Below are 22,403 nucleotides of genomic sequence, written 5' to 3' on the forward strand. Positions count from 1 at the left end.
GACCGTCATTCCGGGACGATGCGAAGCATCGAACCCGGAATGAGGCGCGGGCAGTCAGCGGCCATCAAGCCGCCTTCGACGCGGCCGCAAGCGATGCGAACGTCCCACCTTCCGCCGCGAGCTTCTTCAGAAGCGGCGCGGGCTCGAGGCTCGGATCGTTGGTCTCCTTGGCGTAGAAGGCCAGGCGATCGGCGATGTGCTTGAGCCCGACGCTGTCGGCCCAGAACATCGGGCCGCCGCGGTAGATCGGCCAGCCGTAACCGTAGAGCCAGACCACGTCGATGTCGGAGGGTCGCGCCGCGATGCCCTCTTCGAGGATCTTCGCACCCTCATTGATCATCGGATACATCATGCGCTCGAGGATCTCCTCGTCGCTGACGACGCGCTTCTTGCGGCCGAGGCGGGCAAGCGTCTCGTCGATCAGCTTCTCGACCTCAGGATCGGGCAGCGCCGAACGCGAGCCGGCCTCGTACTTGTAGTAGCCCTTGCCGGTCTTCTGGCCGAAGCGGCCGGCTTCGCACAGCGCGTCCGCGATCTCCGACTTGATGCCGCGGTCTTTCCGCGAGCGCCAACCGATGTCGAGGCCGGCGAGGTCGCCCATCGCGAACGGCCCCATCGGCATGCCGAATTTCGTCACGACGGCGTCGACCTGCTGCGGCAGCGCGCCTTCGAACAACAGCTTCTCCGACTGCTTGCCGCGCTGCGCCAGCATGCGGTTGCCGACGAAGCCGTCGCAGACACCGACCACGGCCGGCACCTTCGCGATCTTGCGCGCGATCGAGACAGCCGTCACGAGCGCATCCGGCGCGGTCTTGTCGGCGCGCACGATCTCGCACAGCTTCATGACGTTGGCCGGCGAGAAGAAGTGCATGCCGAGCACGTCCTGCGGACGCTTGGTCGACTTCGCGATCTCGTCGATGTTGAGATAGGAGGTGTTGGAGGCGAGCACGGCGCCGGGCTTGACGTACTGGTCGAGCTTGCCGAACACTTCCTTCTTCACCGCCATGGTCTCGAACACGGCTTCGATGACGAGGTCGGCGTCGCCGACATTCTCGATGCCGACGACGCCGTTGATCAGCGCCATGCGCTTGGCGGGCGCATCGGCCGGAATGCCGCCGCGCGCGGCGGTCGCCTCCCAGTTCTTCTGCATGATGCCCATGCCGCGCTTGAGCTGCTCCTCGCCGGTCTCGATCAGGGTGACGGGAACACCGGCATTGGCAAAGGACATCGCGATGCCGCCGCCCATGGTGCCGGCGCCGAGAATGGCGACGCGGTTCACGGGGCGCGACTTGGTGCCTTCAGGCACGCCGGCGATCTTGGCGGCCTCGCGCTCGGCGAAGAAGGCATAGCGCTGCGCCTTGGACTGGTCGCTGGCGACGAGCTTCAAAAAGCCCTCGCGCTCCTTCTTCAGTCCCTCGTCGAACGGCAGGTCGATGGCATAGCCGACGGCGTCGGCGGCCGCGAACGGTGCTTCCAGGCCGCGCGACTTCTTGGTCATGGCCGCGACGGCATTGGTGAAGATCGAACGGTCGGCCTTGGCCGCGGCGATCTTGGAATCGTCGTCGCGCAGGCGCCGCAGCGGACGCTTCTCGGCGAGCAGTTTTCGCACGAAGGCTTCGCCGCCCGAGGCCGGGCCTTCGACGATCTCCTCGATCAGGCCGTTCTTGAGCGCCTCGGCAGCACCGATCGGATCACCGCCGACGATCATCTTGACCGCGAGCTCGGGACCGACCGCGCGCGGCAGGCGCTGGGTGCCGCCGGCGCCCGGCAGCAGGCCGAGCTTCACCTCGGGCAGGCCGAGCTTGGCCTCCTTGACAGCGACGCGGAAATGACAGGCGAGCGCGACCTCGAGGCCGCCGCCGAGCGCGGTGCCGTGGATCGCGGCCACGATCGGCTTCGGCGAGTTTTCCATCTCGGCCAGAACTTCGTTCAGGCCCGGCGGCTTCGGCGGCTTACCGAACTCGGTGATGTCGGCCCCGGCAATGAAGGTGCGGCCGGCGCAGGTCAGCACGATGCCCTTGATCGCGGGATCGGCGATCGCGGCCTTGATGCATTCGAGGATTCCGCCGCGCACTGCGGCACTCAGCGCATTGACCGGAGGGCTGTTCACCGTGACGATCCCGACTTCGTCATGACGCTCAAGCTTGACCACTTCGCTCACGGCTTCCCTCCTTGGTGGGGATTTACTTTTGTTCGATTTCGCGGTGCGGAATTTAATTCCGCATCTTGACGGCAGGGTTATTTTGAAGCACGGACGTTGTCAACGACTCCGCGCAAGAAGCAGATCAGGGATGAAGCGTACAGGAAAGAAGACTGCGACCGATCGGAATTTCGTCGTCGCGCTTTCCCGCGGACTGGATGTATTGCGCGCATTCCAACCCAATGACGGCCTTCTCGGCAATCAGGAGATTGCGGCTCGCACCAACCTGCCGAAGCCGACGGTCTCGCGACTGACCTACACGCTGACGAAGCTCGGCTATCTGGCGCCGGTTCCCCGTTTCGAGAAGTACCAGCTCACGCCCGCGGCGATGTCGCTCGGTTACGCCGCACTGGCCAATCTCGGCGTTCGGCATTTGTCCGAGCCGTTTCGCGAAGACCTGATGCGCGCCACGGGAGGCGCCGTCGCAGTCGGCGGCCGCGACCGTCACAGCATGATCTATTTCGGGCAAAGTCGCGGCAGCGAGACGGTCGGCGTTCAACTTGACGTCGGCTCCCGCGTGCCGATTGCAACCAGCGCGATGGGCCGGGCCTATTTCTGGGCGCTCGACGACGAGAACCGCGCTGAAGTGTCCCGCATCCTGCGCGAACATTACGGCAGCCGCTGGCCCAAGATGCGCGATGGCCTCGAGCGTTCCGGCGAGACCGTTGCGAAATACGGTTTCGCGATTTCAGTCGGCGACTGGCACGACGACATCGGCGCCGCCGGCGTCGCGCTCAAGCTCAACGACGGAACCGGACCTTACGCATTCAATTGCGGCGCGCCCGCATTCCGCTTCACGGAAGAGCGTTTGATCAACGACATTGGACCGCGTCTGCTTGCGATGGTAAGGAACATCGAAGCGGCACTCGGGGGACTGATGCCGCAATCCAAAAAAGAAGTCAGCAAAAAGCTGAAATCAGGAGGAAAAGTTGCGCGCGTGGCCGAGGGGTTCAGATAGCCTTTGTCATCACCAGGAGCGGTTCGCATCGCCCCTTCGCCCACTGAAAAGTGTGGGCGAGACGACATGACGCAGGCACAGCTCGCGCAGGGGACATCGCCCTTGCTCGCGGTTCGCGACGTCAGCGTCGTGTTCGGCGGCATCATTGCGCTCAACGGCGTATCCTTCGACATGCACAAGGGTCAGATTCTCGGACTGATCGGCCCCAACGGCGCCGGCAAGACCACGCTGTTCAACTGCCTTTCACGGCTCTACCAGCCGTCGTCCGGCGACATCCTGATGGAAGGCGTGAGCATTCTATCGCGGCCTCCGCACCGGATCGCCGAGATTGGCATCGGCCGTACCTTCCAGAACGTGGCGCTGTTTCCGAATCTTTCGGTGATGGACAACGTCCGCGTCGGCGCCCACTCGAAGACATCCAGCGACATCATCAGCGACTCCCTGAGACTGGCCTGGGTCCGGCGCAGCGAGAACGACGTCAACAAGAAGGTCCACGAGATCCTCGCTTATCTGAAGCTCGAGGACGTCGCCCACACCGTCGTCTCAGGCCTGCCCTTCGGCACACAGAAGCGCGTCGAGCTGGCCCGTGCACTGGCGGCCGATCCAAAAATCCTGCTGCTCGACGAGCCCGCCGGCGGCCTCAATCACGAGGAAGTCCATGTGCTCGGCGACCTCATCCGCAAAATCCGCGATGAGCGCCACATGACCGTGCTGCTGGTCGAGCACCACATGGGCCTCGTGATGTCGATCGCCGACCACGTCGTCGCGCTGAATTTCGGCAAGAAGCTCGCGGAAGGCACCCCAGCCCAGGTGCAGGCAGACCCCGACGTCATCAAGGCCTATCTCGGGAGCAAGGACCAATGACGGCACTGCTCAACGTCAAGGACCTGCGCGCCTATTACGGCCAGGTCCAGGCGCTCCATGGCCTGTCCTTCTCGCTCAACGAGGGATCGCTGACGACGCTGCTCGGCGCCAACGGCGCCGGCAAGACCACGACCTTGCGCGCGATCTGCAACATGGTGCGCTCGACCGGCGCGATCGAGTTCGAAGGCCAGCCGCTGAGCAACCGCTCCACCGAGAGCATCGTGCGCTTCGGCATCGCCCACGTGCCGCAGGGCCGCGGCACCTTCACCACCATGACGGTGGAGGAGAATCTTCAGCTCGGGGCCATCACCCGCAAGGACAGCGCCGGCATCGTCTCCGACATCGAGCGCATGTACGCGCATTTCCCGGTCTTGAAGCAGCGTCACACCCAGCAGGCCGGCACGCTCTCGGGCGGCGAGCAGCAGATGCTCGCGGTCGCCCGCGCGCTGATGCTGCGGCCGCGCCTGATGCTGCTCGACGAGCCATCCTTCGGACTCGCGCCGCTGGTGGTGCGCGACCTGTTCGGCATCCTCGGCAAGATCAACCGCGAGGACAAGGTGTCGATCCTGGTGGTCGAGCAGAACGCCCAGCTCGCGCTCGAGCTCGCCGACCAGGCCTATGTGATCGAGACCGGGCGCATCGTGATGTCGGGCAATGCCAAGGACATCGCGAACAACGAAGAAATCCGCAAATCCTATCTGGGTTATTGAGGAGCCGGCACGATGGAGCTTTTCACCAACCAAGTGCTGGCCGGCATCGCCACGGGCGCGATCTATGCCTGCATGGCGCTCGCCGTGGTCATGATCTACCAGGCGATCGACCATCTCAACTTCGCGCAGGGCGAGATGGCGATGTTCTCGACCTTCATCTCCTGGCAGCTGATGCAGTGGGGCGTGCCTTACTGGGCCGCCTTCGTCATCACGCTGGCGTTCTCCTTCGTCGCCGGCATCGCGATCGAGCGCATCCTGTTCAAGCCGCTGGCGAAGGCGCCGGTGCTGACCAACGTCGCCGGCTTCATCGCGCTGTATGCGATCATCAACTCCTCGGCCGGGCTACTCTGGGACTTCACCATCAAGCAGTATCCGACCCCGTTCGGCTCCTCGCCGTTCCTGGGTAGCCAGCTGATCTCGACCCACCAGGCCGGCATGATCGGCGTCACGGTGCTGCTGCTGCTCGGCCTCTACTTCTTCTTCCAGTACACGCGGATCGGCCTTGCGATGCGCGCCGCCGCGTCGGTGCCTGAATCGGCCCGGCTGGTCGGCATCAACACCAGCTGGATGATCGCGCTCGGCTGGGGCATGGCGACCGCGATCGGCTCGATCGCCGGCATGCTGATCGCTCCCGTCGTGTTCCTCGAGCCCAACATGATGGGCGGCGTGCTGATCTATGGCTTCGCGGCGGCGGTGCTCGGTGGCCTCACCAGCCCGTTCGGCGCCGTGGTCGGCGGCTTCCTGGTCGGCGTCTTCGAGAACCTCGCCGGCACCTACATTCCCGGCGTCGGCAACGAGCTCAAACTCCCGATCGCACTCGCGCTGATCATCTCCGTCCTGGTCGTCAAACCCGCTGGCCTGTTCGGCCGGCACATCGTCAAGCGAGTTTGATCATGAGCGCTGCAGAAGAAGTCGTTGAAGGCCACCAGGCGGTCGAGGCCGTTCCGAAGCGGGCCATGACGCTCGGCATGGGCACCTCGCTGGTCGTGCTCGCCGCGCTCATCATCGCGCCGGTCTTCGTCAAGAACTTCATCATCTTCCAGATGACGATGCTGCTGATCTATGGGCTCGCGGTGCTGGCGCTGAACATCCTGACCGGCGGAAGCGGCCAGTTCTCGCTCGGCCAGAGCGCGTTCTACGCCGTCGGCGCCTACACGACCGCGGTGCTGATGGAGCACTTCAACGTCAATTACGCGCTGACCTTGCCGATCGCCGGCGTGGTCTGCTTCGGCTTCGGCTTCCTGTTCGGGCAGCCCGCGCTGCGGCTCTCGGGCGTCTACCTCGCGCTCGCGACCTTCGCGCTCGCCACCGCCATGCCGCAACTTCTGAAGCTGAACTTCCTCGAGCACTGGACCGGCGGCGTGCAGGGCCTCGTCGTCACCAAACCGGACGCGCCGTTCGGCCTGAAGATGTCGCAGGACATGTGGCTCTATTACTTCACGCTCGTGGTCGTGATCGGCATCTACATCCTTGCCGTGAACCTGCTGCGCTCCCGCTCCGGCCGCGCCTTCATGGCGATCCGCGACAACGAGATCGCGGCCTCGGCGATGGGCGTCGACGTCGCGCTGTACAAGACGCTGGCCTTCGGCGTCTCCGCGGCCATCACCGGCATCGCCGGCTCGCTCGGCGCCATCGCGGTGCAGTTCGTCGCGCCCGACAGCTATACCATCACGCTCGCGATCTCGCTGTTCCTCGGCATGGTGGTCGGCGGCGTCGGCTGGCTGCCCGGCTCGATCGTGGGCGCCGCCTTCATCATCTTCGTCCCGAACATCGCGGAAGGCATCTCCAAGGGCCTCTCCGGCGCGGTGTTCGGCGTGCTGCTGTTCCTCGTCATCTACCTCGTTCCGCACGGTGCAAGGCAGGTCGCGATCCTGGGCCAGCAACTCGCCGGCAAGCTCAGGAAGAACTGAAGACTTCATCAAGACCGTTGCTTAACCAAGGAGACCCAATTGCTTTTCGGAAGAACACTGCGAACCGCCGCGCTCGCGACGGCGGTCGCGACCCTCGCCTCCGGCGCTGCCCTTGCCCAGAAGAAATACGACACCGGCGCGTCCGATACCGAGATCAAGATCGGCAACATCATGCCGTACAGCGGTCCGGCGTCGGCCTACGGCATCATCGGCAAGACCGAAGAAGCCTATTTCAAGATGATCAACGACAAGGGCGGCATCAACGGCCGCAAGATCAACTTCGTCAGCTATGACGACGCCTATTCGCCGCCGAAGGCCGTCGAGCAGGTCCGCAAGCTGGTCGAGAGCGACGAGGTGCTGGCCGTCTACAATCCGCTCGGCACGCCGTCCAACACCGCGATCCAGAAGTACCTGAACGCCAAGAAGATTCCGCAGCTGTTCGTCGCCACCGGCGCGACCAAGTGGAACGACCCGAAGAACTTCCCCTGGACCATCGGCTGGCAGCCCTCCTACCAGAGCGAAGCGCAGATCTACGCGAAATGGCTGATGAAGGAGAAGCCGAACGCCAAGGTCGCGATCCTCTATCAGAACGACGATTTCGGCAAAGACTACCTCAAGGGCACCAAGGACGGTCTCGGCGCCAAGGGCGCGTCCATGATCATCATGGAAGAGAGCTATGAGATCTCCGAGCCGTCGATCGACGGCCACATCGTCAAGATCAAGGCCGCCAATCCCGACGTGCTGCTGATCTACGCGATGCCGAAATTCGCCGCCCAGACCATCAAGAAGACCGCCGAGCTGAGCTGGAAGCCGCTCCAGATCCTCACCAACGTGTCGATCTCGGTCGGCAGCGTGATGAAGCCGGCCGGCTTCGAGGCCTCGCAGGACGTGCTGTCGGCGGCCTATGCCAAGGACTCCACCGACCCGCAATGGGCCAACGATCCCGGCATGAAGAGGTGGAACGAGTTCGTCGACAAGTACATGCCCGGCGCCGACAAGACCGACACCGGCATGGTTTACGGCTATGGCGCGGCGTCGACCCTGGTCAAGACGCTAGAAATGTGCGGCGACGACCTCACCCGCGCCAACCTGATGAAGCAGGCCGCCAGCCTGAAGGATTTTGCGCCGGACACGTTGCTGCCCGGTGTCAAGATCAACACCAGTACCACCGACTTCGCCCCGATTTCGCAGCTCCAGATGCAGCGCTTCAAGGGCGAGAAATGGGAACTTTTCGGCGAGATCATCAGCGGCGACGTCGCCTCCGAGTGACGCACTGCGTCATAGTCCAAACCTCATCCTCATCGACGAAGCCCCCGCGGACAACCGCGGGGGCTTTTTGTTGACGTCAAGCGTCAATCTTGTTCAATGCAGCGCCGATCCATTCCGGGTGGAGAAAGATGACTGTCGTTCGATTTCAGGTTGCGGCCTTCTCGGCCGGGCTCGCTTTGTGCACTGCGATGAGCGGCCCGGCACTGGCGCAAAAGAAATACGACAGCGGCGCCTCCGATACTGAAATCAAGATCGGCAACATCATGCCTTATAGCGGGCCAGCCTCCGCCTATGCCGCGATCGGCAGGACCGAGGAAGCCTATTTCAACAAGGTCAATGCCGAAGGCGGCATCAACGGCCGCAAGATCAAGTTCATCTCCTACGACGACGGCTATTCGCCGTCGAAGACGGTGGAGCAGGCGCGCAAGCTAGTCGAGAGCGACAATGTGCTGCTGATCTTCGGCTCGCTCGGCACCTCCACCAACGGCGCCATCCGCAAATACATGAACGAGAAGAAAGTCCCGCAGCTGTTCGTCGCGAGCGGCGCTTCCAAGTGGAACGATCCGAAGCAATATCCGTGGACGATGGGCTGGCAGCCGAGCTACGCCAGCGAGGCGCGCATCTACGCCAAATACATCATGAAGGAGAAGCCGGACGCGAAGATCGGCGTGCTCTACCAGAACGACGATTTCGGCAAGGACTATCTGAAGGGCCTGAAGGATGGCCTGGGCGCGAAAGCGTCGATGATCGCGATGGAAGACAGCTACGACACCTCCGAGCCCGCGATCGACGAGCACGTCGTCAAGCTGAAGGCCTCGGGCGCCGACGTCTTCATCAGCATCACCACGCCGAAATTCGCGGCGCAAGCCATCAAGAAGGCGGCCGAGATCAACTGGCACCCGGTGCATATCATCTCCAACGTCTCGGCATCGGTCGGCGGCGTGCTGGAGCCGGCGGGGATCGAGATCTCGCAAGGCATCCTGTCGGCGAGCTACACCAAGGACGGCTCCGACCCACAATGGAACGGCGATGACGGCATGAAGAAGTTCTACAACTTCCTCGCGCAATACGACCCGAAGGCCAGCAAGCTCGATGCCGGCGTGGTGTTCGGCTACGCCGCCGCCCAAACCATGGTGAAGGTGCTGCAGATGTGCGGCGACGAGCTCACCCATGAGAACGTCATGAAGCAGGCGGCGTCCTTGAAGGATTTCGAGCCGGACACGCTCTTGCCCGGCATCAAGATCAACACCGCCCCGGACAATTTCGCCCCGATCGAGCAGCTCCAGATGATGCGCTTCAAGGGCCGGAAATGGGAGCTGTTCGGCGACATCATCTCGAGCGAGATCGTCCACTGAAGCCACGCAACTCAAGATCGCTTCTGACCAGCAAATCAACTCAAGACAGCCAACCTTCTCGCAACCGCACACGCGCGCGCGCCGATCCTTAACGACTAAAGAAGCAGCCCCCGCGACGCAGCCGCGGGGGCTTTCTGTTGAACGCTCCCGTCAAATCGTATTGAATTGCGTTCGCGACGCCAAAAATAATCAAGCCAAGAAAAGGGACGCACACACACCAAGAAAATAGGGAGATAGGAATGCCCGCTGTCACCGGCAAACTCGCGACCGCGTCACTGGCCCTCGCGCTCATTGCGGCCTCGGCCTCAACTGCATCGGCCCAGAAGAAATACGATACCGGCGCGACCGATACCGAAATCAAGATCGGCAACATCATGCCCTACAGCGGACCGGCCTCCGCCTACGGCATCATCGGGCGGACCGAAGCCGCCTATTTCAAGAAGATCAACGACGAGGGCGGCATCAACGGCCGCAAGATCAACTTCATCAGCTACGACGACGCCTATTCGCCGCCGAAGACGGTGGAGCAGGCGCGCAAGCTGGTCGAGAGCGACGAGGTGCTGTTGATCTTCAACTCGCTCGGCACGCCGCCGAACACGGCGATCCAGAAATACATGAACTCGAAGAAGGTGCCGCAGCTCTTCGTCGCCACCGGCGCCACCAAGTGGAACGATCCGCAGAACTTCCCCTGGACGATGGGCTGGCAGCCCAACTACCAGAGCGAGACGCAGATCTATGCGAAGTGGCTGCTGAAGAACAAGCCGGACGCCAAGATCGCCGTGCTCTTCCAGAACGACGATTACGGCAAGGACTATCTGAAGGGCCTGAAGGACGGCCTGGGAGCGAAGGCCGCCTCGATGATCGTGATCGAGGAGAGCTACGAGACCTCCGAGCCGACCATCGACAATCACATCGTCAAGCTGAAGTCGACCGGCGCCGACGTCTTCATGAACATCACGACGCCGAAATTCGCGGCGCAGGCGATCAAGAAGAATGCCGAGATCGGCTGGAAGCCGCTGCACTTCCTCAACAACGTCTCGGCCTCCGTCGGCAGCGTGATGAAGCCGGCCGGATACGAGAACGGCCAGGACATCATCTCGGCCGATTATCTGAAGGACGCCGCGGATCCACAGTGGGCCGCCGATCCCGGCATGAAGGACTTCCTGGCCTTCATGGACAAGTACTTTCCGGAAGGCGACAAGCTCGATCACGGCACCATCGTCGGCTATGCCGTCGCGCAGACGCTGGTTCAGGTGCTCAAGCAAAGCGGCGACGACTTGACGCGTGCGAACATCATGAAGCAAGCCGCCAGCCTGAAGGACTTCCGCACGGAGGTGCTGCTGCCCGGCATCCAGATCAACACGTCCCCGACCGACTTCGCGCCGATCAGCCAGCTCCGGCTCGAGAAGTTCAAGGGCGAGAAATGGGACTTGTTCGGCGATGTGATCAGCGCCGACGTCGGCGGTTAGTCCCCTGAGAATACGACGATAACAAGCCCCCTGCGAGATCATCGCAGGGGGCTTTGCCATGCGCCGATTATGATCACGCGATTGCACAATCGAATGATGGTAAAGTCTGCTTACGATTTCGCGCCCGATGCGGTAGGCATGTGAACCGGCGCGCTTGCCGCCGGTCTCTTCCGTTCGCCTAGGGCTTTTCGTCATGACCGACCGACGTCCCCTGCTCCGCGCGCTCTACGACGCCGCCGTTGCCGCCGCCCATCCCAGCACGATTCTGGCGCCTCACTTGCGGCCCGCACCAAGAGGGCGCGTGATCTGCCTCGCCGCCGGCAAGGGCGCAGGCGCGATGGCCGCGGCCGCCGAGCGGCACTATCTCGACACGCTGAAGCTCGCGCCGGAGCGCCTCGTCGGCATCGCCACCACGCGCCACGGCTACGGCGTGCCGACGCGCCGCATCCGCGTGGTCGAGGCCGGCCATCCCGTGCCTGACGAGGCCGGCCTCAAGGGCGCGGCCGACACGCTCGCGCTCGCAGGCGAGGCCGGGCCGGACGATCTGCTCCTGGTGCTGCTGACCGGCGGCGGCTCGGCGAACTGGATCGCGCCGGTGGACGGCATCAGCTTTGCGCAGAAGCAGGCGGTCAACAAGGCGCTGCTCCGCTCCGGCGCGCCGATCGGCGAGATGAACACGGTCAGGAAACATCTGTCGCGGATCAAGGGCGGCCGTCTCGCGCGCGCCGGCAGGAATGCCGCCGAGATCGTGACGCTCGCGATCTCCGACGTGCCGCATGACGATCCCTCGGCGATCGCCTCCGGTCCCACCGTGCCGGATCCGACCACGCTGGCGGATGCGCGCGCGATCGTGGCCAGATACAAGCTCGACATCGACGATGCCGTCCGCCGCGCGCTCGACGATCCCAACAACGAAAGCTGCAAGCCCGACGATGCCGCCTTCGCGCGGGCATCGTTCGAGCTGATCGCGCGGCCCAAGCAGTCACTCGACGCCGCGGTGAAGCTCGCGCGCGAGGCCGGCTACGAGACCATCGACCTCGGCGCCGACCTCGAAGGCGAAGCGCGCGAGGTCGCTGCCGATCATGCCAGGCTCGCGCTCGAGGCTCGCGCGCAAGGCAAGCGCATCGCGATCCTCTCCGGCGGCGAGCTCACCGTCACCGTCCGCGGCAATGGCCGCGGCGGCCCCAACCAGGAATACGCGCTGGCGCTCGCCGCGTTGTTGAAGGACACGCCCGACATCTCGGCGCTTGCCGGCGATACCGACGGCGCCGACGGCGGTGCCGGCCATCCCACCGATCCCGCCGGCGCGTTGATCGACGCCGCGACCTTCGCGAAGATGAAGACGCAGGGGCTTCAGCCGCAGGCCTATCTCGACAACAACGACGCGACGACGTTCTTCGAGGCGACGGGCGATCTGCTGCAGCCGGGCCCGACGCTGACCAATGTGAACGACATCAGGGTGATTCTCGTCGATTGACCCGGCGCGTCGCGGGAGCGCCACCGGCTCGCGGAAGGCTTTCCGCGCCACCATAGTTAACGATGTCTGAGCCGGCGCGGCCATTCCCGTGACCGCCGGCGTCGCCCTTAACCTCGCGTTCGCCGCAGTTTCAGGAAGATGCCCTGGAACCGGGCAAATTGTTGGGCTCATTCACCACCGCCTGCTCTAATCCGCGCTGGTCTGGGGACAGCGCGCATGGACAGTGATCAGGAGGCCGCAGGCATTGACCCGCTCGTGCTCGGCGAGCTGCTGACCTGCGCCGCCAATAATCTGTGGCTCGGGATCATCCTCTTCGGCAGCGACCGCAAGGTCATCTTCTGCAATCGGCGCTACACGGAAATGTACGCGCTCGCGCCCGCGCAGGTGCGCGCAGGCACGCCGATCAGGAACCTGATCGAGCATCGGCTCAAACTGGGCCTCAACGTCCGCGGAGACGCCGGCGCCTATGTCCGCGCCCGCACGGAAGGTGCCGTCACCAGAGAGCAAACCGTCCAGCAATTCGCCGACGGAAGGATCATCGCCTACACCATCCACCCCCTGCCCGACGGCGGCGGCATGGCGACCCACGAAGACATTACCGAGCGCGAAGAGCTCAGTGCACGGCTGCAGGAGCGCAACTTTCAGTTCGACATCGCGATCAACAACATGTCGCACGGGCTCTGCTTCTTCGACGCGAACCACCGCCTGCTGGTCTGCAATACGCACTATGTCGACATGTACGGCCTGCCGCCCGACCGCGTTCGTCCGGGCACACCGCTCTCGGAGATCCTGGACCTGCGCTTCGAGGCCGGCAGCGTGCCGGCGATGACGCGCGAGGAATACGCCAGATGGCGGACCGGTGTCGCGACGTCCGCCGAGCCTACCGACAGCATCGTCGAGATGCGGAACGGACGCACCTTCAAGATCAGGCACCGGCCGATGCCCGATCTCGGCTGGGTTGCGACCCACGAGGACATCACCGAGCAGCGCAAGGCGGAGCTGCGGATCGCGCATATGGCGCATCACGATGCGCTGACGGACCTTGCCAACCGTGTCCTGCTCGGCGAGCGCCTCAAGCAGGCGCTCGAACAGGACCGGATGTTCGCGGTCCATCACATCGACCTCGACAAGTTCAAGGCCGTCAACGACACGCTGGGCCATCAGGCCGGCGACATCCTGCTGCAGGACGTCAGCCGCCGCCTCAGGCTGCTCGCCCGCGACAGCGATACGATCGCGCGCATGGGCGGCGATGAATTCGTCATCCTGCAGACGCCGATTTCCGGCCGCAGCGAGGCGGATGTGCTGGCGCGTGACGTCGTCAGCAGGCTGAGCGCGCCATTCGGGCTCGACGGACACCAGGCCGTTGCAAGCGCCAGCATCGGGATCGCCATTGCGCCGGGCGACGGGTCGACGCCCGAGCAGCTCCTGCACAACGCCGACCTCGCGCTGTATCGCGCCAAGAGCGACGGCCGCGGCATGTACCGCTTCTTCGAACCGGCCATGGACGAAGAGGCGCAAAGCCGTCGCGCGCTGGAGCAGGATTTGCGCAGCGGCCTCGCGGCCGGCGAGTTCGAGCTGCATTACCAGCCGATCGTGAAGACCGACGGCCGCGAGATCACCGGGTTCGAGGCGCTGATCCGCTGGCGACATCCGCGGCGCGGGCTCGTCGCGCCAAACAGCTTCATTCCGCTTGCCGAAGAGATCGGCCTGATCGTGCCGATCGGCGAATGGGTGATCCGGCAGGCCTGTGCCACCGCGAGCCGCTGGCCGTCCCATATGCACGTCGCCGTCAACATCTCGGCGGTGCAATTCCGCCAGGCGGGCCTCACGGAGGTGATCGTCGGCGCGCTGGCCGCTTCCGGGCTCGATCCGCAGCGGCTGGAGATCGAGATCACGGAAAGCGTCCTGCTGCAGGACCGGAACGGCACGCTGGCGACGCTGCACCAGCTCCGCGCGCTCGGCATCAGGATCGCCATGGATGATTTCGGCACCGGCTATTCCTCACTGACCTATCTGCAGTGCTTTCCTTTCGACAAGATCAAGATCGACCGGTCCTTCGTCAGCGGAGTCGGCAATGATGCGGGATCCCTCAGCATCGTGCGGGCGGTGGCGGCGATGGCGCGCGGACTGGGCATGACAACCACGGCCGAGGGCGTCGAGACCGACGAGCAGCGCGACCGGATCACGGCGGAAGGCTGCACGGAAATGCAGGGCTATCTGTTCAGCCGTCCCTTGCCCGCAGCAGAGATCGAGCGCCGCTTCCTGTCCGCGGAAGCGCCTGTCAGGCCCGATCGGTTCGCTGCGGCGTAACCGCCGGCGACCCGGGCGGGACCGCAGCCCTCAAAACTCGTTCGCGATCTTCGAGAGCATCCCGAGCAGAGCTTCACGGTTGGCCTGGCCGAGCAGCTCGTTCAGCCGCGACTCGTGCTTGGTGGCGACGAGCTTCTTGGCCCGCGTCAGCACGGCCTTGCCCTTGTCGGTCAGGACCAGGATGTGCGAGCGGCGGTCGTTGGTGGAGCGGATCCGCGCGCAAAGGTCGCGGCTCTCGAGATTGTCGAGCAGGGCCACGAAATTCGGACGCAGGATGCCGAGGGTGGAGGCGACCTCGGTCTGGTTACGGCCCGGATTCTTCTCGACCAGCAGCAGCACGGAGAACTGCGCCGGCGTCAGCTGGAGCGAGGCCATGCAGCGCAGGAAGTTCTCGAACACCTTCAGCTGCGCCCGTTTCAGCACATAGCCGAGCTGCTCCGAGAGCTCGCCGAGTTGGAGGGCCTCGGGCTGCGCCTCGGCCGCGTCCTTGCGGCCCTTGGCGGCCTCGCCGGGTTTTTCAGAAGACTTTTCAGCGGTTTTGGAAACGGTCATCGCCTCGTGCTCGTGATCCCGCTAAATTCGAGGCGGGTCGTCCGCCCACCCTTGAAGTTATATTTGATAATTGTTATGGACCATATCAAATATCGTCAGCGTTTCAATGGCTGTGAGCGGACCGTCCACCGCAATTGCGGAGACGGTCCTTGATCTTGAGGGGGAGCGTCCGGTCTTGAATACCACCATCATGCTGTTCCTGGTGCAGGACGGCATCACCAATGGCGCGATCTATGCGCTGCTCGGCCTGGCGCTGGTGCTGGTGTTCGCCGTCACGCGCGTCATCCTCATTCCCCAGGGCGAATTCGTCACCTATGGCGCGCTGACCTACGCTTCGCTCGCCGCGGGCCAGATGCCCGGCACGGCCAAGCTGGCGCTGGCGCTGGGCATCGGCGCCTTCGCCTTCGACCTGTTCGTGGCCCGCAAGGCGCTGCATGGCAGGCTGATCGTGCGCAGCTTCGTCGCCAACATCGTGCTGCCTTCCATCGTGCTGGCGCTGACGATCTACTTCGCCGCCCAGAAGCCGCCGGTCGCCGTCTGCATCGCGCTGTCGCTGGTGATCGTGGCAATGACCGGCCTGTATCTCTACCGCATCGCGTTCCAGCCGCTGGCGCACACCTCCGTGCTGGTGCTGCTGATCGCCTCCGTCGGCGTCCATCTCGCGCTTCAGGGACTGGGCCTCTTGTTCTTCGGCGCCGAAGGCCAGCGCGGACCCGCCGTGCTGTCCGGCGCCTTCACCGCCGGTGCCCTGCGCTTCACCGGCCAGAGCCTCACCGTCTACGGCATCACCATCGCCTTCATCGTCGGGCTCTGGCTGTTCTTCGGGCTGACGCTCTACGGCAAGGCGCTGCGCGCAACCGCCGTGAACCGGCTCGGTGCGCGGCTGGCCGGCATCCGTACCACCCTGTCGGGACAGATCGCCTTCCTGCTCGCGTCCGTCATCGGCGCGCTGTCGGGCATCATGATCGTGCCGATCACGACGCTCTATTACGACAGCGGCTTCCTGATCGGCCTGAAGGGCTTTGTCGCCGCGATCATCGGCGGCCTCGTCAGCTACCCCCTCACCGCCGTCGCGGCGCTGGTCGTCGGCATCGTCGAGGCGTTCTCGTCCTTCTATGCCTCCAACTACAAGGAGGTGATCGTCTTCATGCTGCTGATTCCCGTGCTGCTGCTGCGCTCGCTCGCCGCGCCTGCGGTCGAGGAAGAGAAGGACTGAGGCCAAGATGCAGAGCCGGCTCCCCATCCTCATCTTTGCGCTTGTCATGGCGACGATCCCGTTCGTGCCGGGCATGCCCCCGTTCTGGATCGTGCTGCTCGACAATATCGGCCTTGCGGCCCTCGTCGCCATGGGCCTCGTGCTACTGACCGGCGTCGGCGGCCTGACCTCGTTCGGTCAAGCCGCCTTCGTCGGCTTTGGCGCCTACACCACTGCGGTGCTGTCGACGGCCTACGGCCTGTCGCCGTGGCTGACGCTGCCGTTGTCGCTCCTGGTCAGCGGATCGCTCGCGGTGCTGCTCGGCCTCGTCACCGTCCGCCTCTCCGGCCACTATCTGCCGCTCGGCACCCTCGCCTGGGGACTCGGCCTGTTCTACCTCTTCAGCAAGCTCGAATTTTTGGGGCGCAACGACGGCATCTCGGCGATCCCGCCGCTGTCGATCGGCACCTTCAAAATGCTTTCGCCCGGCTCGATCTATTACGCGATCTGGGTGGCCGTGATCCTCTCGGCCCTGCTGACCATGAACCTGCTGGACTCCCGCACCGGCCGTGCCATCCGGGCGCTGCGCCGCGGCCATGTCGCGGCCGAGGCGTTCGGCGTGCACACGCCGCGCGCAAAACTGCTCGTGTTCATCCATGCCGCCGTGCTGGCCGGCCTGTCCGGCTGGCTCTATGCCCATCTCCAGCGCGCGGTGAATCCGACGCCGTTCGGTGCGCAGGCCGGCATCGAATATCTCTTCATCGCCGTGGTCGGCGGCGCCGGCTATGTCTGGGGCGGCGTGCTCGGCGCGGCGATCGTCGTGGTCCTGAAAGAGGTGCTGCAGAGCTATCTGCCGCTGATCCTGCCCGGCTCCGGCCAGGTCGAGACCATCGTGTTCGGCATCATGCTGGTGGCGCTGCTGCAGCTGGCGCCCGGCGGTCTCTGGCCCTGGCTGATGTCGTTCCTGCCCGAACGCACCAGCGGCAAGAAGCCCGACACCTCGCTGAAGCTGGAGCAGCGCACCCGCGCGCCCGGCGAGGCCAGCGTGCTCCTCCAGGTCGAGAAGGCGCGCAAGCAATTTGGCGGCGTGGTCGCGGTCAACAACGTCTCCTTCGACGTCCAGGCCCGCGAGATCGTCGCACTGATCGGACCGAACGGCGCCGGCAAGAGCACGACGTTCAACCTGATCACCGGCGTGCTGTCGGCGACATCAGGCTCGATCTCGGTGCTCGGCAACAAGGTCGACAACGCCCCTCCGCAGGAGATCGTCAAGCTCGGCATCAGCAGGACCTTCCAGCACGTCAAGCTGGTCCCCGATATGACCGTGCTGGAGAATGTTGCGATCGGCGCACATCTGCGCGGCCATTCGGGCCCGATCTCCTCGATGCTCCGGCTCGACCGCGCGGACGAAGCCAAGCTGCTCGCGGAGGCCGCCCGCCAGATCGAGCGCGTCGGCCTCACCGAGCAGATGCACCAGCTTGCAGGCAGCCTTTCGCTCGGCCAGCAGCGCATCGTCGAGATCGCGCGCGCTCTCTGCGTCGATCCGATGCTGCTGCTGCTCGACGAGCCGGCCGCCGGCCTGCGCCACATGGAGAAGCAGCGGCTCGCGACGCTGCTGCGCGAGCTGCGCGACGGCGGAATGTCCGTCCTTTTGGTCGAGCACGATATGGGCTTCGTGATGAACCTCGCCGACCGCATCGTGGTGCTCGATTTCGGCACCAAGATCGCCGAAGGTACCCCCGCCACGATCAAGACCAACCCCGAAGTGATCAAGGCCTATCTCGGAGTGGCGGCATGAGCACGCTGTTGTCCGTCGCCGACGCGCATGTCGCCTACGGCAAGGTCGAGGCGGTGCGCTCGGTCTCGCTCGAGGTCGGCGCCAACCAGATCGTCACCATCGTCGGCGCCAACGGCGCCGGCAAGACCACGCTGCTGTCGGCCATCATGGGCATTCTGCCGCTGAAGGGCCGCGTCGCCTTTGCCGGGCAGGATCTCGCCCGGTTCGACATCGAGGATCGCGTCGCGATGGGGCTTGGGCTCGTGCCCGAGCACCGCGAATTGTTCGTGACCATGAATGTCGAGGACAATCTCGAGCTGGGCGCCTTCCGCATCGAGCGAAGCAAGGCCAAAGCCTCGATAGAGCGGATCTACACGCTGTTTCCCCGGCTGAAGGAGCGCCGCAAGCAGCTCGCCGGCACGCTCTCCGGCGGCGAGCAGCAGATGCTCGCGATGGGCCGCGCGCTGATGGGCGAGCCCAAGCTGCTGATGCTGGACGAGCCGAGCCTCGGCCTCGCCCCCATCATCGTCGCCGACATCTTCCGCATCGTCACCGAGCTCCGCGCCAGCGGCGTCTCCGTGCTGCTGGTCGAGCAGAACGCACAGGCCGCGCTGAAGATCGCCGACCAGGCCTATGTGATGGAGCTCGGCGAGTTCGTGCTCAGCGGCAAGGCCAGCGACATCGCCGCAAACGAACGCGTCGCGGCGAGCTATCTCGGCTTCCAGCACGAAGGCGCGAGTGTCATCTGACATTGCGGCTTGCTCCCCCACCCTCTCCCACAGGGGAGAGGGTGCACCGAGCGTGTCGCATCTGCTTTCACTTGAAAACTCAACCCGCCGCCTTCTCGCCCTTCAACGCCGCCACCTCCTCCTCAAGCTCCGCGATCCGCTGGTCCCTTGCCGCCAGCGCCGCCGCCACATCCGGCGCGTCGAACTTCTGCGGGATGTGCTGCGGGCAGTTGGTGTCCCACGCCGCGATCTTGAACAGGATCACCTGCTCCGGCCTGGCGCGGTATCCCTTCGGCATCAGCGACGTGGTCAGCGCCTCGTCGTCCTCGACCACGCGCGCCTCGCCCCAGATCTTCACGCGGCGGCGATGGGCGTAGTCCATCACGAAGATGTAGGCCTTGGGATTCTCCGACAGGTTTCCCTGCGTGATGTATTGCCGGTTGCCGGCGTAGTCGGTGAAGGCCAACGTCTGCTTGTCCAGCACCTTCAAGAAGCCTTTCGGCCCGCCGCGGTGCTGGATGTAGGGCTGGCCGTCGGCCGAGGCTGTCGCAAAGTAGAAGCTGTTGGCGTCGGCCAGGAACGCTGCGAGGTTGTCGTCGACCTCGGTGCGCCATCCCCGCTGCTCGGCATGGGCGTAGCCGTCGCGCGATCCCTTTCGGGTCTGGATCGATTTCACCGCCGGCGAGAAGGCGACGTCGCTGGCATAGGTGTGAACTGCGGTCATCGGAATATCTCCTGGAATCCCGGCGCATTGCTGCGTCTTTCGGGTACTAAGGTGGACCTCCCCGCGGTTAAAACAATCGCGACGCTTGACACTTCATCGTTGCAATATATGCAATAATGCCATGGACCGCCTCGAAGCCATGCATGTCTTCGTCACCGTCGCCGATCTGCGCGGCTTTGCGCCGGCAGCGCGCAAGCTGCGGCTGTCGCCGTCGGCGGTGACGCGGCTGATCGCGGCGCTGGAGGAGCATCTCGGCGCGCGGCTGCTGCAGCGGACCACGCGGCAGGTGCGATTGACCGACGTCGGCACCCGCTATCTGGAGCGCGCCCGGCGCATTCTTGCCGATGTCGAGGAAGCCGACGGCTCGGCGCGGGAGGAGCGCAACCGGCCGAGCGGACGTCTCGTGGTGTCGGCGCCGGTCGGCTTCGGCCGGCTCCACGTCGGGCCGGTCATGACCGCGTACCTGAAGCGCTATCCCGAGGTGGCCTGCGAGCTCCGCCTGTCGGACCACCTCGTCAACCTCGTGGAAGATGCGGTCGACGCCGCGGTGCGGATCGGCCATCTCGCCGACTCCTCGCTGGTCGCGCGCCAGGTCGGCGAGATGCGGCGGATCGTGGTGGCAACGCCGGGCTATCTCAAGCGTCATGGCGAGCCGAAGACGCCGGAGGAATTGCCCGTGCATCAGACCATCGCGTTCGGTCCGTCCGTGAGCTGGCGCTTCGTGCAGGACGGCCGCGACATCGAAGTCACGCCGACGCCACGTTTTACCAGCAACAGCGCCGACGCCGCATTGCAGTACGCCGAAGCCGGCGGCGGCGCGACGCGCGTGCTGGCCTATCAGGCCGCCGAAGGCCTGAAGCGCGGGCGCTTGAAAATCGTGCTGGCCAAATACGAGCAGCCGGCGCTGCCGATCCACATCGTCTACCCGACCTCGCGCCTGCTCTCGGCCAAGGTGCGCGCGTTCATCGATCTCGTGGTCGAGACGACGGAGTGGAAGTTTGGGTGACGACCGTGTCCCGGCTCTGCAGCGCACCGCAGGAGGCGCTGCGCTGCGTCCGGGGCAGGAGACCGGCTACCCCTTCTTCGGCACCACGCGGAACGTGCCGCTGGCCCGCGCAATCACGGCATCGTCGGCCTTCACCAGGCACTGTGCGAAGCAGATCGTCTTGCCGGTCTTGATCACGTCGCTCTCGATCGAACACCACTGGCCGATCTCGGCGGAGCCGACGAAATCGATCGCGAGCGAGACCGTCACGAACGAGATGGTCCAGTTCGTCACCTGCGCGCAGCTATAGCCCATGGCGTTGTCGGCGAGCGCCGTGATGAGGCCGCCATGGATCAGGCCGCGACCATTGGTGTGCGGCCTTGCCAGCCGCAGGCCGATGATGACGGCCTTGTCAGTTTTCTTTGCGTAGAGCGGCTCCCAGGGTTCGGTGAGCGGGCTCTTGCGGGAGAGCGGCTCGAAGCCGTCGGGGATGTCGGTGTCGGTCATGAATGTCTCGCGTCGTTGCTTGCCGGCATTGAACGCGAAGTCGATGACAGTTTCACCGCCTACAAAGTTTTAAACGGGATTTGCGCGGGTGTTTGAAATGGGCGGGCGGGCGCAAACACAGATCTCGTAGGGTGGGCAAAGGCACGAAGTGCCGTGCCCACGACCTCGCCATGATCGAGAGCGCTGGTGGGCACGCTGCGCTTTGCCCACCCTACGGCACCGACATCGCCGTCAAAGCGGCAGCCCCACGTAATTCTCCGACAGCGAGGTCATCGCGGCCTGTGACTGCGTGACGTAGTCGAGCTCGGCGAGCTGGATGCGCGCGCCAATGGTGCCGGTATCCGGAAATTTGTGCAGCATCGAGGTCATCCACCAGGAGAAGCGCACGGCTTTCCAGACCCGCGCCAGCGCCGTGGTGGAATAGGCATCGATGCCCGCGCTGGATTTCTCGTCGTAGAATTCGCGCAGCGCGCTCGACAAATAATGCGCATCGCTGGCGGCGAGATTCAGGCCCTTGGCGCCCGTCGGCGGCACGATGTGCGCGGCGTCGCCGCACAAGAACATCCTGCCGAAGCGCATCGGCTCGGCGACGAAGCTGCGCAGCGGCGCGATGCTCTTTTCGATCGAGGGGCCGGTGACGAGGCTGTCGGCCGCCTCCTGGTCGAGCCGGCGCTTCAATTCGTCCCAGAAACGGTCGTCCGGCCACTGATCGACATGGTCGTCGAGCGCACACTGCACGTAATGCCGGCTGCGCTTCATCGAGCGCATGGTGCAGAGCGCAAAGCCGCGGGCGTGGTTGGAATAGATCAGCTCGTGGCTGACCGGCGGCGTATCGGAGAGGATGCCGAGCCAGCCGAATGGATAGACCCGCTCGAACTCCTCGATCGCCATGGCCGGGACGCTGGCGCGGCTGACGCCGTGAAAGCCGTCGCAGCCGGCGATGAAATCGCAATCGAGCGTATGGGTGACGCCGTCCTTCACCCAGGTGACCCGCGGGTGACTGCCGTCGAAATCATGCGGCTGCACATCCTTGGCTTCATAGATCGAAACGAGGCCCGCGGCCTTGCGCGCATTCATCAGATCGAGCGTGACCTCGGTCTGGCCGTAGATCATCACCGTCTTGCCGGTCGCGCCCTTCATGTCGATGCGGTGACGGCGGCCGGAAAACGCAAGCTCGATGCCTTCATGCAAGAGGCCCTCGGCATGCGCCCGTGCGCCGGCGCCGATCTCGTCGAGCAGCGCGACGGTTCCCTCCTCCAGCAGGCCGGCGCGGATGCGTCCCAGCACGTAATCCGGGCTTTGCCGCTCCAGGATGACATTGTCGATGCCATATTGGTGCAGCAGTTGCCCAAGCAACAATCCGGCCGGCCCGGCCCCGATGATTGCGACTTTTGTCCGCAATACTCGCTCCTC

Annotated in this window: 19 protein-coding genes; 14 read left to right on the forward strand and 5 right to left on the reverse strand. The window is 64.6% G+C overall.

What is annotated here, in order from left to right; translation table 11 throughout:
• Nucleotides 1-64: 64 nt before the first annotated feature.
• Complete coding sequence (locus I3J27_RS36000; protein WP_270163546.1) at nt 65-2,161, reverse strand: 3-hydroxyacyl-CoA dehydrogenase NAD-binding domain-containing protein; 2,097 nt, start codon at nt 2,159-2,161, stop codon at nt 65-67.
• Between the two features lie 130 nt (nt 2,162-2,291).
• Here I3J27_RS36000 and I3J27_RS36005 point away from each other — a divergent pair, with 130 nt between their 5' ends.
• The 10 genes from I3J27_RS36005 to I3J27_RS36050 all read left to right on the forward strand — a co-directional run bounded on the left by I3J27_RS36005 (nt 2,292) and on the right by I3J27_RS36050 (nt 14,522).
• Nucleotides 2,292-3,158 carry an IclR family transcriptional regulator gene (locus I3J27_RS36005; protein WP_270172975.1) on the forward strand — a complete coding sequence of 289 codons (867 nt, stop codon included), beginning with the start codon at nt 2,292-2,294 and terminating at the stop codon, nt 3,156-3,158.
• Between the two features lie 66 nt (nt 3,159-3,224).
• Nucleotides 3,225-4,022 carry an ABC transporter ATP-binding protein gene (locus I3J27_RS36010; RefSeq protein WP_270163547.1) on the forward strand — a complete coding sequence of 266 codons (798 nt, stop codon included), beginning with the start codon at nt 3,225-3,227 and terminating at the stop codon, nt 4,020-4,022.
• A complete protein-coding gene (locus I3J27_RS36015; RefSeq protein WP_270163548.1) occupies nt 4,019-4,732 on the forward strand; it encodes an ABC transporter ATP-binding protein in 714 nt (237 codons plus the stop codon). Before I3J27_RS36010 ends, I3J27_RS36015 begins: the two co-directional genes overlap by 4 nt.
• 12 nt (nt 4,733-4,744) lie before the next feature.
• The gene (locus tag I3J27_RS36020; protein WP_270163549.1) at nt 4,745-5,623 is read left to right on the forward strand and encodes a branched-chain amino acid ABC transporter permease; all 879 of its coding nucleotides are present in this window, start codon (nt 4,745-4,747) and stop codon (nt 5,621-5,623) included.
• Nucleotides 5,624-5,625: 2 nt separating this feature from the next.
• Nucleotides 5,626-6,642 carry a branched-chain amino acid ABC transporter permease gene (locus I3J27_RS36025; protein ID WP_270163550.1) on the forward strand — a complete coding sequence of 339 codons (1,017 nt, stop codon included), beginning with the start codon at nt 5,626-5,628 and terminating at the stop codon, nt 6,640-6,642.
• A 39-nt stretch (nt 6,643-6,681) separates the two neighbouring features.
• On the forward strand, nt 6,682-7,911 hold the full coding sequence (locus tag I3J27_RS36030; RefSeq protein ID WP_270163551.1) for an ABC transporter substrate-binding protein: 1,230 nt from the start codon (nt 6,682-6,684) through the stop codon (nt 7,909-7,911).
• Nucleotides 7,912-8,039: 128 nt separating this feature from the next.
• Nucleotides 8,040-9,266 carry an ABC transporter substrate-binding protein gene (locus I3J27_RS36035; protein WP_270163552.1) on the forward strand — a complete coding sequence of 409 codons (1,227 nt, stop codon included), beginning with the start codon at nt 8,040-8,042 and terminating at the stop codon, nt 9,264-9,266.
• A gap of 239 nt (nt 9,267-9,505) precedes the next feature.
• Nucleotides 9,506-10,735 carry an ABC transporter substrate-binding protein gene (locus I3J27_RS36040; protein ID WP_270163553.1) on the forward strand — a complete coding sequence of 410 codons (1,230 nt, stop codon included), beginning with the start codon at nt 9,506-9,508 and terminating at the stop codon, nt 10,733-10,735.
• Nucleotides 10,736-10,928: 193 nt separating this feature from the next.
• Complete coding sequence (locus I3J27_RS36045) at nt 10,929-12,212, forward strand: glycerate kinase type-2 family protein (protein WP_270163554.1); 1,284 nt, start codon at nt 10,929-10,931, stop codon at nt 12,210-12,212.
• 216 nt (nt 12,213-12,428) lie between these two features.
• Nucleotides 12,429-14,522 carry a putative bifunctional diguanylate cyclase/phosphodiesterase gene (locus I3J27_RS36050; protein WP_270163555.1) on the forward strand — a complete coding sequence of 698 codons (2,094 nt, stop codon included), beginning with the start codon at nt 12,429-12,431 and terminating at the stop codon, nt 14,520-14,522.
• 30 nt (nt 14,523-14,552) lie between these two features.
• Here I3J27_RS36050 and I3J27_RS36055 read toward each other — a convergent pair whose 3' ends face one another.
• Entirely contained in the window at nt 14,553-15,074 is a 522-nt protein-coding gene (locus tag I3J27_RS36055; protein WP_270163556.1) for a MarR family winged helix-turn-helix transcriptional regulator, read from the reverse strand.
• A gap of 175 nt (nt 15,075-15,249) precedes the next feature.
• Between I3J27_RS36055 and I3J27_RS36060 the strand changes: the two genes are divergently transcribed.
• From I3J27_RS36060 to I3J27_RS36070, 3 genes are read left to right on the forward strand one after another with little or no spacing between them, the layout of a single operon-like run.
• Nucleotides 15,250-16,290: a branched-chain amino acid ABC transporter permease gene (locus tag I3J27_RS36060; protein ID WP_270163557.1), complete on the forward strand. Its 1,041-nt coding sequence runs from the start codon at nt 15,250-15,252 to the stop codon at nt 16,288-16,290.
• A 7-nt stretch (nt 16,291-16,297) separates the two neighbouring features.
• Nucleotides 16,298-18,067, forward strand: a complete 1,770-nt coding sequence (locus I3J27_RS36065; protein WP_270163558.1) for a branched-chain amino acid ABC transporter ATP-binding protein/permease — start codon at nt 16,298-16,300, stop codon at nt 18,065-18,067.
• Nucleotides 18,064-18,795 (forward strand): ABC transporter ATP-binding protein, encoded by a 732-nt coding sequence (locus I3J27_RS36070; RefSeq protein WP_270163559.1) that lies wholly within the window; start codon nt 18,064-18,066, stop codon nt 18,793-18,795. The genes I3J27_RS36065 and I3J27_RS36070 overlap by 4 nt, the downstream gene beginning before the upstream one ends.
• Before the next feature lie 79 nt (nt 18,796-18,874).
• On the opposite strand, the gene I3J27_RS36075 is transcribed toward I3J27_RS36070, so the two are convergent.
• Nucleotides 18,875-19,498: a pyridoxamine 5'-phosphate oxidase family protein gene (locus I3J27_RS36075; protein ID WP_270163560.1), complete on the reverse strand. Its 624-nt coding sequence runs from the start codon at nt 19,496-19,498 to the stop codon at nt 18,875-18,877.
• A 121-nt stretch (nt 19,499-19,619) separates the two neighbouring features.
• Here I3J27_RS36075 and I3J27_RS36080 point away from each other — a divergent pair, with 121 nt between their 5' ends.
• Nucleotides 19,620-20,504, forward strand: a complete 885-nt coding sequence (locus I3J27_RS36080) for a LysR family transcriptional regulator (RefSeq protein ID WP_270163561.1) — start codon at nt 19,620-19,622, stop codon at nt 20,502-20,504.
• Nucleotides 20,505-20,570: 66 nt separating this feature from the next.
• Here I3J27_RS36080 and I3J27_RS36085 read toward each other — a convergent pair whose 3' ends face one another.
• Both I3J27_RS36085 and pobA read right to left on the reverse strand, forming a co-directional pair.
• Nucleotides 20,571-20,990, reverse strand: a complete 420-nt coding sequence (locus I3J27_RS36085) for a PaaI family thioesterase (RefSeq protein WP_270163562.1) — start codon at nt 20,988-20,990, stop codon at nt 20,571-20,573.
• A 231-nt stretch (nt 20,991-21,221) separates the two neighbouring features.
• Complete coding sequence (gene pobA, locus I3J27_RS36090; protein ID WP_270163563.1) at nt 21,222-22,391, reverse strand: 4-hydroxybenzoate 3-monooxygenase; 1,170 nt, start codon at nt 22,389-22,391, stop codon at nt 21,222-21,224.
• Between the last annotated feature and the right edge of the window lie 12 nt (nt 22,392-22,403).

The organism is Bradyrhizobium xenonodulans (assembly GCF_027594865.1).
Taxonomy (GTDB): domain Bacteria; phylum Pseudomonadota; class Alphaproteobacteria; order Rhizobiales; family Xanthobacteraceae; genus Bradyrhizobium; species Bradyrhizobium xenonodulans.